This window comes from Vibrio sp. V08_P9A1T1, assembly GCF_963874405.1.
In the GTDB taxonomy this organism is placed as follows: Bacteria; Pseudomonadota; Gammaproteobacteria; order Enterobacterales; family Vibrionaceae; genus Vibrio; species Vibrio anguillarum.
This window is the reverse complement of sequence record NZ_CAWNIB010000050.1, coordinates 1-8,643: the sequence shown is the minus strand read 5'-3', so window position 1 is coordinate 8,643 and position 8,643 is coordinate 1. Positions and strand designations below refer to the sequence as shown.

The window sequence follows — 8,643 nt, the reverse complement described above, 5'->3', positions numbered from 1 at the left end:
TTGATATCCCTCGCCAAGTTATCAATGTAAGGGATGGTGAGAATCTTTCTGATGAATTTCAGTCGAAAAGTATTACTGGGAAGATTCCCGTATTGGAATTAGATGATGGCACCACTCTTTGTGAGAGTATTGCTATTTGCCGCTATTTCGATCATTTAGTTAACCATAAGCATTTTCTCTTCGGCCAAACAGCTCTAGAACAAGCTAAAGTTGAGATGTGGCACCGAGTGGTTGAATTTCAAGGGCTTTATGCAGGATTCCAAGCATTTCGAAATATTTCAGGTATCTATAAAGACCGAGAAAATTGCATTGTTGAATGGGGGTACGAAAGTCGAAATCGTGTTGGTGCATTTCTGCCAATCCTAGATGAACGCCTATCCGAATCAGAATATCTTGCAACCGATGCATTCACTATTGTAGACATCACGGCCTATATTTTTATTGAGTTTGCAGAAAATGCATTAGAGCTTACAGTATTAAAGGATTACTCAAATATTGCTCGCTGGTTTAAATCCGTTGAGCAACGTCCATCATTTCACCGAGGAGCCTAAGAATGATTGAACTGTATACCGCCGCAACGCCGAATGGTCAGAAAATCTCCATTGCATTAGAAGAAATGGGGTTGCCATACAAGGTCAACGCTTTTGATCTTTCAACCAATCAGCAAAAAGAGCCTGAGTTTACGGCCATCAATCCGAATGGACGTATTCCCGCAATTGTAGATAAAGATAACGATGATTTTCCAGTATTTGAATCTGGGGCAATTTTGCTTTACTTGGCAGAAAAAACGGGAAAATTTTTGCCCGTAGATCCGAAAGCCCGCTCTCAAGTGATCCAATGGTTAATGTTTCAAATGGGAGGCGTAGGGCCGATGATGGGGCAAGCTAATGTCTTCTTTCGTTACTTTCCAGAAAAAATACAACCTGCCATTGATCGTTACCAAAAAGAAGGGCGACGTCTATTTGAAGTCATGGATAGCCAATTAGAGCATCACCGTTATCTTGCGGGTGATGAATACACCATCGCCGATATCGCAACATGGCCATGGGTGAGAATTTACGAATGGAGTGGCATTAATATTGACGGGCTTGAGCACCTACAACGTTGGTTGGCGGAAATCGCGCAACGCCCTGCAGTGATTAAGGGGCTTACCGTGCCACCACCAAGTCAAGAAAGCGATGAACAGCGAGCGGAACGCATTCAGAAAATGGTGACAAGGTAACCTGAGTGATGTGAGTATGACAAAACGGTGGGCTTATCAGTTCAGTTGAAGTATTTAACTGTGGTTCCTAATTTGTGCATTTAGCATTACACTGCGTGAAAATTCGTGATAAGAAAAACGTAATGATTAACGATAAAGACACATTAGAAAACGAAGAAATTGAAATAGAGGCGATTGGTATTGAAGTTTCGTCGCAACCTATTGAGCTTTATAAGGTGTTAAAGATTGCTAACCTAGTGGATGGTGGCGGGCAAGCAAAATTCCTGATTAGCGATGGTTACGTGGCAGTCAATGGAGAACTTGAAACTCGAAAACGACGTAAAATGTACAATGGGGATTTTCTTGAATTTAACCAGGAGTACTACGTTGTATTGTGTGACCAACCTGTGACTGAAGTACCTAAAACTGATGTGACGTCGGTAGTGGCAGCAACAAATGTGCCTAAGCCGAAGCAAAAGGCGTCAAAAACCAAACCGGCTAGAAATAAGCCGACGACCACAAAGAAAGAAAACTCCGATGCACCTAAAAGCAAAGATGCTGAAAGTGGCCGTAACTCAATAGACTTTTTCTAATTTTCTGTTTTTTAATGATCTGATAAATAGACGGGAGCGATATGGCTCCCGTCTTTTATTCAGCGCCATTCGTCATTTGTTGTCGAACCGCTATTTAACCCATTAGGATCATCATCAAAAGGGTGTTGCGCCTTATACAGTAACACTTCCAACTGATGTTCTAACTGATTAACTGTCTCATAGTCACCTTCAGAACAGGCTACATAAATTTGTTGTTCTAGTGCTTCAATGCTGTCGCGTATGGTCATTTGGCACCTCTCATCTCACCCATTAAAGGTGACTTTTATCTGTTTTCAAATCTATTGTAGTCAAGTAAACCAGATTCGACAGGTTGATTTTTTCGATACCATGCATGAACTTTATCGCTGAACGGCCAAAACTTCGAAGAACTGCGGCGAATGGCGAACCTATCGAGCAACTTAACGTAGTCCTGCTCATTTTGCATTTTACTCAATAGCATCACCAATTCTGCGATCTCGTGTTCATGCAGTGACAAATAAGCAGAAGGGTAACTGCCAATGACACCTCTCACTAGAGTCAAATCATCATTCGCTGGGTCACGGTTGCTTTGTTCATCAAATAGACTTGAAATATTGAGATGGGCGTTATTGTGTAACAAAGTAAACAGTTGATCCTCTCCATTTTCAGCCGTGATCATCAACATCATAATTTGTGGCACAGCCAACAACCCTTCACCTTTGATCTTATTAATGCTATTTAACATCTGTTCACTACGCTTTGAAAAACCAGTGTCAATTATCGAATAACGATTTGATAACACAGGTTGAAGCTCAGACTTCAAAAGATCAAACAACTCAGATTTTGGATCTTGCGTGTGGTAAACAATACTGGTCGGTTGATCAAAAGGGGCAACGTTACGTTGCAAAAAGTCACTGAGTTGAGTGCTTTGATTTTGATACCAACTTGACTGCTCTTGGTGCCTTATCTCTCTAGGCAGCAGAGAGACAAAATTACTTTCACCTTCAAGACGCAGAAAATCCATAAACATGCGAGTAATGAGCTGGTGGCCGAAATTGCCGTAAACATCAAAACCCGCCACCAGTAAATAATGGATTCTTTCTAGTAGGGCATAGTCTAAAACCCATGCTGTTTTGGGTTTTTCTCCCACTAAACCTTGCACTACCGATGCACTATCGAAATGCCTAAAAATAGTCAGTGCCGCATTCGGGTTATAGCCATCACCCATCCACAGTACATCCGTGGTTAAGTTCTCGCCATTTTTGAACCACTGATTAGTAAATTCAGACTTTGCCTTCAAATAACGTGCTTGTTGATGCGCATAACGGACCCAATGAGTAATAGGCAACGTGTTACTTTCCAACTCGCTTGGCAGTTTTAGATTCGCGGCTTGCGAGCGATAAAATTGATTCACTTCGGGTAAATCAGCTTTCTCTGGGTCTAGAAAGAACACCCAAAAATGGTCGTTAATAACATTCAGGGCTAGCTGGCCACGACACACTGGCCCTTTGATAAAAGCCATGATGGTGTTTTGAGCATTGTCTAACATAAATCGAAAGCGTGCTTTAACCGGAAGGGCATCAAATGCCGTCATCGGATTGGCGGCAACTTCAATATCATAGCTAGGCAAAACCGAGACTTGATAATTAGGCCGAATGAACCATGCCTGCCAATCATCTAGACGTTTTTTATTCAACGCATAGGGTAAATGAGTTTTATCCACGATACTGTCTTGCTCAGGGATCAAACGGTAGTAGACGCGTTCTACACCAGGATTATCGTAAGGACGCCTTGTCGCAATTCGGTTAACAGGCTCGCCCGGGGGCGTTGTCGAACGTATCAAAGTGAAAAATCTAGGCTGACCAGCAAGTTCAGAAAAATAAAGGTGAGAAAGAAAAAGATGCTCGTAGATATAACGAGCCATTAACTGATCCTTTGCTGTACCTTTATTTAAAAAGTTTTCGTATTGCGCAACCGATTTCTCCTGATCAGAAGTGAGCGGAATATGACCATTCATGATTGCGCCATCTCTTAGCCACGTGAGTAGCGTATTGTATTCAAGAGGGCTAAGATTTGGCATGCCATAAGGCATTCCCCACGTTGGGTGATCTTGTTTGTACTGTCCGTACTCTTCAATTGTTGGACAAACTTGTTCGCGATCTATCGAAAAATCAAAACCTTTTAGCTGATCTTGTTCTGGTAACGGATGTTCCTCTTTTTGCATTAATAATTTCGCGACTAATCCTGCTTCTAGATTCGCGGTAGGCGTTTGAGATCTCTCGTTCAGCACAGGATGAAAACCAAAATCTCGCCACTGCTCTGTGTATTGTGCATCTTCAAACAAACGGGTAGGAGCCGACGCCGTCAGGCGCGTACCATGATAAACCAACGCTTTACTGGCTCCACGATCAATCCCTTCAACTGAAGACATTTTTAGCTGGCAGGGCGCATCATAACAGGCGTGACAGACCACGCAGCGCTGATCGATGATGGGTTTAACATCATTTAAAAAGAAAGAGGCTTCTTTTGAATCTACTGGCGATTGTCTTGACTGAACGCTTGCTTCACCAAACAGTTGGTCATAGTTCAAGCCCGCATACATTGCACATCCTGAAAAAAACACGATGCTAAGAATAATAAGTCGATGAAAAGACATAACATGAGAAATTTAGGAATATTTGTCCCAATTAAAGCAAAGATTAACAAAATGCACCACAAAACGATGAAAATAGCGCATTAGGGATGATAAATCGCCCGAGTGGAATAAACTCCACAACTGAACGCACAATGCTCAATTTAGGGTTATAAGACGAGTATACGGTAGACTCGCATTGGCTATACGCATTTAATAAACCCATTGAACCCGCTATAGTTAAACGAAGAAAATTTTGAGGAGTCAAAGGATGAAACTCTCGATATCAGGGAAGTTGCAATTAAGTTTTTTATTGCTGGTGGTGCTTCTTATCATTTCGACCTTTTTTACCTATCGCAGTATTACGCAAGTCGAAACTCACACCAATTCATTGCTGCAAACGGATCTGCCAACCGTGAATACTAGCCGAAATATTCAGCAGTCGATGCAAGAGGTTATTTCAACGTTACGCGCCTATTTATTGGTGGGTTCTCAAAGTGCAGTGGGTGCAACGCAACTGACAAAACTTGAAACTATTATTGGACAGATGGACAAAACGGTACCGGTGTTAGAAACGCTGATTCTCAGTGAGCAATACACCGCGATCATAAGCGAATGGGCAGCAATCAAAGCGCATATCCAAGGCATCGTATTACTGAGCCAAAGTGAGGATAATTTACCTGCCCACACATTATTCATTAACGAGGCCGCCCCCATAGCAGAAGTTGCCCTTGACCAGTTACAAGGGCTGATTAACGACGAGTCGACTAACAAAGAAGGAGGGGAGCGGAAACGTCTCTTTAAATTGTATGCTGACAGCTATAATTCGTTAGCTAATGCACTTGCATCGTTGCGAGATTTCTTACTGTATGCGAAGCCTGAACATCTCGAAAAATATCAAGACCTGATTAACTCTCACAACCAATCTGTTGCTGAAATTGTGGAAAAGTCCTCTTTGCTATCGGATGATGAACAGAGTCTGTGGTCATTATTTAATGAGATGCAGCAGCTTTATTTCCCACTCGCACAGCAGGTGATTGCAATACGCCAATCTGAGCAATGGAACGGCGTCAATCAAAAAATGGCCACACAACTTATGCCTGCCGTAGATAAAATGACTAACCGTCTTGAAGATGTTATCGCCACTCAACAATCAAAAGCAGAGCAAAGTGGCGAAAGGATGAGTCGTAGCATTAGTAATGTGATTAACGTGTTATTTATCATGATTGCCGTGACTGTTTCAGTTGCTGTTTTGCTTTCCAATTACTTAGGTAAGAATATCGGCCGCAGAGTGAGTCGAATCGGAAAGAGAGCCGAAATCATTGCGGCAGGAGATGTCTCTCAACCAGCACTTTTGTGTGAAGGTAGCGACGAGCTATCTCAGCTTACCGCCGCGATAAACAATATGAACAACTCACTGCGAACGATCGTTCAGGGAGTCAGTACCAAAGCGCAACAGGTCAGTCAAAACATGGATGAGCTTCTGAACTATAACTCAAACACTCGGCAGCAAGTACAGCAGCAGCGAGCAAGTATTGAGCAGGTTACAGTACGTTTGAGCGATGTGGCGCAGTATTCTATGGCGACCGCAGAAAAAGCTGAACAATCTACGCAATCTCTTTTGTTATCACAAAATGAGCTCAAAGAGGGAGCCTCGGCGCTAGAACAAAATAGAAAGAGTATTGATAAGCTTGATCAAACCATACAAAAGGCAACGCAATTGGTGCTCGATCTTAGTCGAGAAAGCGAATCGATTGGACGTGTGACCGAAGTAATAGAGGGATTAGCGGAACAAACTAACCTTCTGGCCTTAAATGCGGCGATTGAGGCCGCAAGAGCCGGAGAATATGGACGAGGCTTTGCTGTGGTAGCGGATGAAGTTAGGTTGCTGGCGACTCGAACCACTCAATCAACCACAGAAATTAACACTATTATAAACGCCATACAGTCAGCGACTGCGGCTGTGGTCAATGAAATTAACATGAGTCAGAACCTTGCCAATGAAGGTGCGGCGCAGACCATCCACGCCTTCAACAAAATGATGGACGTACAAGGAAAAATAACGGCGTTAGATAAGGAAATGCACCAGTTATCCTCGGCGGCCGATCTGCAACAACAATCAACACACCAAATGACTCAATTCATGCAAGAGGTTGTCAATTCGGTGGAAAGTGTGGCAAGTATTAGCCAAATCTCAAACCAAACGTCAGCGCAAGTAAAAGATAATGTCACTGTACTCAATCAAGAAATGGAAAAGTTCAAAATTTAAACGCAAGAGTAGATATTCAATTGAGTTAAAAACAACCAAAAGCACACAAATCTCAACCAATTGAATTTACTTTGTTTATTTACTGTTCGCTTGAACGGGTTTTGATAAAAAATGGGTTTTCTTTTTTGCTAACTGTGGCATAGTGACGGCGTCAATTCGGTGCGCGGGCATCGTATAATGGCTATTACCTCAGCCTTCCAAGCTGATGATGCGGGTTCGATTCCCGCTGCCCGCTCCAATATTCTCGTATTTATCCTGTCTACTAGAAACAAAAAATCCACCCTAGAAAGAGTGGATTAGAGTCGTTCTTTTTAAAAATTTAAACGGGACTGACGCTCTCAGCTTGTGGCCCTTTTTGACCATCAGTGATTACAAAACTCACCTTTTGGCCATCGACTAAGTTGCGGCGCCCTTCACCCGTAATAGCGGAAAAATGTACAAATACATCTTTGCTGCCATTATCTGGGGTAATAAAGCCAAAACCTTTATCTTGGTTGAACCACTTTACAATTCCGTTTACTTTTTCACTCATAATCTTACTCTTGCTATGTTGTTTTGACGTTGCGAAACAGTTGCAACATGAATAACTTAACCAAAGTATTTTGCACAATCTAATGAAGTTTCTGTGAATGTGATGTACGCCTTGTTGAATATCAAATTTTGCGATTTCTATACCAAAATGTGATGCATTAAATCAAGGTAACTGTTCATACTTCAACTCTATTTCTGCCATTTTGTTTAGCTTTATAGAGCGCTTGATCCGCAATTTTTAACACTGCTTCAGGTTTTTCTGAGGCGTAGCTATCAGCAACGCCAATACTAACCGTAATAGAGACAAGATTTGATGGTGTTTTCTGCTCACGCTTCTTGGAACCGAGCTTATCGTCTTTTGGTCTGTCTTCTGCGTTCCTAATGACCATTTGGTACTGTTCAATATCTTTGCGAAGCAAATCTAAGTAGATTGCAGCTTGCGGTGCATTTTTTCCTTTAAATAGGATGGTAAACTCTTCACCACCGTAGCGATAAACACGCGCGTTTCCTTGAGTCAATAATAAACGGCTAGCAATCAACTTAAGCACATCATCGCCAGTGTCATGACCATAGCGATCATTGAACTGCTTAAAATGGTCTATATCTAGCATCGCTATCGCATATTTTTTGCCTAAGTATTTGATGTCAAGATCTAAGGCGTGGCGACCTGGGATACCCGTTAAGCGATCAATAAACGCCATTTTATGACCCGCCGAAATTAGATATAAGATCAATAAAACCCCGGCTAGAGAGAAAAGTGTGCTTGAGATATAACTCACGTGGAAAAAAATAAAGGTGACGGAGGAAAGTAAAATACTGGCGTAAATGCTGGTGTCTAAGATCTGGTTTCGCGTGAGCACAAATATTGCGGAGACCCCAATTAATGCCAAGAGGTACATCACCAACAAAAATGGCAATTTCGATATTTTCGGTATAGTTACTAACAAAACTTGGCTAAAATTCTCAAATCCGCCATCACTGACGTACATCAAAGTAACAACGGCCCAAAACATTAACAGCAGCAAAATAGCGATGTATAAGCCATAAGTTTTACTCAATACAGTAGCATTACTTCCTAACGCATAAGGTACTAAACACAAAACGGGTAATAACAAACTTAATAACGAAAGCTCTAGCAAGGTTGTTCCCGTAGAAAGGGGCATCTGTAAGCGCCACTGGATGATTGCGTAGGCCACCATCATCGCTGTCGAGATCATAGCCAAACGCCCTTGCTTAAAAATGTGTCCTAATGCAATTGCTACCGTGAAAAGAATATAAGGCAGGTTACTAGCGAAGCCAATATTGGCGCTAGTGATCAGAATGACGTTTTCCATCCCCAACATAATGGCTATTAGCAACCCTATTGGGAATAAGAATCGAAACCAATGAGATGATACAAAACTTGTCGGCATTAATAATACAAATATGACCTTTGTGG

The 8,643-nt window shown here is 42.0% G+C and carries 8 protein-coding genes and 1 tRNA gene; 5 read left to right on the top strand and 4 right to left on the bottom strand.

The window, feature by feature from the left end; all coding sequences use genetic code 11:
- Nucleotides 1–5 precede the first annotated feature (5 nt).
- The 3 genes from AACT21_RS02920 (at nt 6) to AACT21_RS02910 (ending at nt 1,794) form a co-directional block, all read left to right on the top strand.
- Nucleotides 6–551 (top strand): glutathione binding-like protein, encoded by a 546-nt coding sequence (locus tag AACT21_RS02920; protein WP_445285938.1) that lies wholly within the window; start codon nt 6–8, stop codon nt 549–551.
- A 2-nt stretch (nt 552–553) separates the two neighbouring features.
- On the top strand, nt 554–1,222 hold the full coding sequence (locus AACT21_RS02915; RefSeq protein ID WP_013867809.1) for a glutathione S-transferase family protein: 669 nt from the start codon (nt 554–556) through the stop codon (nt 1,220–1,222).
- A gap of 122 nt (nt 1,223–1,344) precedes the next feature.
- Nucleotides 1,345–1,794, top strand: coding sequence for an RNA-binding S4 domain-containing protein (locus AACT21_RS02910; protein WP_176430232.1), 450 nt, complete (start codon nt 1,345–1,347; stop codon nt 1,792–1,794).
- 59 nt (nt 1,795–1,853) lie between these two features.
- On the opposite strand, the gene AACT21_RS02905 is transcribed toward AACT21_RS02910, so the two are convergent.
- Complete coding sequence (locus AACT21_RS02905) at nt 1,854–2,042, bottom strand: hypothetical protein (RefSeq protein WP_013867807.1); 189 nt, start codon at nt 2,040–2,042, stop codon at nt 1,854–1,856.
- Nucleotides 2,043–2,077: 35 nt separating this feature from the next.
- The gene (locus AACT21_RS02900) at nt 2,078–4,429 is read right to left on the bottom strand and encodes a fatty acid cis/trans isomerase (protein ID WP_094164384.1); all 2,352 of its coding nucleotides are present in this window, start codon (nt 4,427–4,429) and stop codon (nt 2,078–2,080) included.
- Between the two features lie 247 nt (nt 4,430–4,676).
- On the opposite strand from AACT21_RS02900, the gene AACT21_RS02895 reads away from it, so the two are divergent.
- Together AACT21_RS02895 and AACT21_RS02890 are read left to right on the top strand one after the other, a co-directional pair.
- Nucleotides 4,677–6,674 carry a methyl-accepting chemotaxis protein gene (locus AACT21_RS02895; protein WP_029189957.1) on the top strand — a complete coding sequence of 666 codons (1,998 nt, stop codon included), beginning with the start codon at nt 4,677–4,679 and terminating at the stop codon, nt 6,672–6,674.
- Between the two features lie 163 nt (nt 6,675–6,837).
- Nucleotides 6,838–6,912: transfer RNA gene (locus tag AACT21_RS02890), tRNA-Gly, on the top strand.
- Between the two features lie 81 nt (nt 6,913–6,993).
- Here AACT21_RS02890 and AACT21_RS02885 read toward each other — a convergent pair.
- Both AACT21_RS02885 and AACT21_RS02880 read right to left on the bottom strand, forming a co-directional pair.
- Nucleotides 6,994–7,206 carry a cold-shock protein gene (locus tag AACT21_RS02885; RefSeq protein ID WP_013867804.1) on the bottom strand — a complete coding sequence of 71 codons (213 nt, stop codon included), beginning with the start codon at nt 7,204–7,206 and terminating at the stop codon, nt 6,994–6,996.
- Nucleotides 7,207–7,381: 175 nt separating this feature from the next.
- Nucleotides 7,382–8,539, bottom strand: a complete 1,158-nt coding sequence (locus tag AACT21_RS02880) for a GGDEF domain-containing protein (RefSeq protein ID WP_339373626.1) — start codon at nt 8,537–8,539, stop codon at nt 7,382–7,384.
- Between the last annotated feature and the right edge of the window lie 104 nt (nt 8,540–8,643).